Below are 1810 nucleotides of genomic sequence, written 5' to 3'. Positions count from 1 at the left end.
CTGCGTCCATCTTGAGCATGAAAGGCGCTCCTGTTGGCGGTGGACCCGCAGCGTGTCAACCGCCGCCACTGCGGCGAGGACGAGATCTCGAATCGCTTCGTGGCTTTCATGGCTGGCGCAGGACAAATCGGATGAAGATCAGCAGGGCAAGCGAGAAATAGGTTGAATTCCGTCGCGTCGCTCCGAAAAGCTGACTAAATCAAAATAATGACAGAATCGGATGCTCCTGCAACGAGCAAAGGTCGATCGCTTTGCTTGGAAGTTGAAGAGGAGGAACTCAGATTGGATGGTCAGTTACAGGGGTTGATCGACGCTGTCGATTTGGCACGCGACGAGCGCTCCATTCGCAACGCGATCAAGAGTTTTACTGTCTCATCCGGCTTTGAGCGCTATGCCTACATTCATGTTCACGGCGATGATGCGGTTGCCTTCAGCGACTATCCTGCGGAGTGGTTGAACCTCTATTTTGCAAAGCGTTATACGATCATCGACCCGGTCGTGACGACCGCCAAGCGCCGCAGCATGCGGATGTTCGCCTGGTCAGCGGAGGAGTGCGACGTGCGCCGGAGCTCGCGCGAAATCAAGCAGTTCTATTCGGAGGCAACTGACTTCGGCATCCGTTCCGGGGTTTCCATTCCGATCAGATCAAGCTATGGCCGAACCGCGATGATCACGCTCGCATCTGATCGGCAGCGGGTCGAAGTTTCGCCATGGGATCCGATGCAGGCGGCATTGGCGCTTGCCTATATTCACGTCCGCCTCAGCCTAGCGTCCGGGTCGTCCCTCAAAACAGGGAATGTGACGTTGTCGAGGCAGGAAGCGACCTCGCTCAGCTGGTCGTCACACGGCAAGTCAATGAATGTGATCGCAGACTTGCTTGGGATCAGGCCACGAACGGTCCAATGCTATCTGAATAATGCACGCGACAAACTCGGCGCCAGCAATCTTCAGCAAGCCGTCCGCATCGCCATGGAGAAGAAGTTGATCTAGTCCACCGCGACACTACCGGACGACGACCTGCTCTTCGCGACCGAAGGTTATGCGACGACGCCCGGCCGGGAGCTCGTTACCATGACGATTATCCGGCGGGAACTTTGGGAACGTAGCCGAGGCGATCGATCAGGCTGTTGAGAACAAGCTGACGCGCCCGATGCTCGGTCTCAGCATGGTCATGCATTCGTTGGAGCTCTGCTCGACCTGCGGGACAAGAGGCAGTGTCAGCCTCTGCGGCTAGCCGCTGCAATCGGGCCGTCTCGGCGAGCGCAATACTCGCGCGGTATTCGCGAATGGCGTCGATGGTCAGGCGCTCAAGCTCACGTTGTCCCATTGCCCCGAAGATGTGCTCAAGCTCGCAGTTGAGCCCGGCGTCGGGTGCTTCATCATGATTGTTCGATGCCACAATGCCCACGCAGACTAGGTCCGCGGTGCGCCCCCGCCGACGATAATCCCCTTGATCCCAAGCCGGGGGTTAGAAAACCGCGATTAGACGGTCCCTATGACCTTTAGCACCGAGGCGCCTGGACATACGTCACAGGCCCCCGGCCGTTAGGTCAGAGGATCCCGGTGCCGTCACGGCCGGCACCAACCGCTAATCGAAGGGTTTCTAAGCCCCAGGGCAGCGCGTACTGCCCTGCGAATCTTTATAGAGTGAAGAGGGGTTTGGCGCTAGCCGGGGAAGAACGTGTGGCGAATGAAGCAAGCTGGTGTGGTCTGAGCTCGGCGGTATCGAGGAGCGCTTGCACATCGGCATCAGGGAGCTAATGGCCGATAGCGTCGCGCTGGGGGATGTCCCGATCGGTGTTGAACTAGC

Annotated in this window: 2 protein-coding genes; one reads left to right on the top strand and one right to left on the bottom strand. The window is 58.3% G+C overall.

Annotation, left to right across the window (positions count from 1 at the left end):
* The first annotated feature begins 282 nt into the window (after window positions 1-282).
* The gene (locus tag CWO89_RS43860) at window positions 283-990 is read left to right on the top strand and encodes an autoinducer binding domain-containing protein (protein WP_130584340.1); all 708 of its coding nucleotides are present in this window, start codon (window positions 283-285) and stop codon (window positions 988-990) included.
* An 88-nt stretch (window positions 991-1078) separates the two neighbouring features.
* On the opposite strand, the gene CWO89_RS43855 is transcribed toward CWO89_RS43860, so the two are convergent.
* Window positions 1079-1408 (bottom strand): transcriptional repressor TraM, encoded by a 330-nt coding sequence (locus CWO89_RS43855; RefSeq protein WP_130584339.1) that lies wholly within the window; start codon window positions 1406-1408, stop codon window positions 1079-1081.
* Window positions 1409-1810: the final 402 nt, after the last annotated feature.

The organism is Bradyrhizobium sp. Leo170, assembly GCF_004296405.1.
Lineage (GTDB): Bacteria > Pseudomonadota > Alphaproteobacteria > Rhizobiales > Xanthobacteraceae > Bradyrhizobium.
This window is presented reverse-complemented; position numbering and strand designations above follow the sequence as displayed.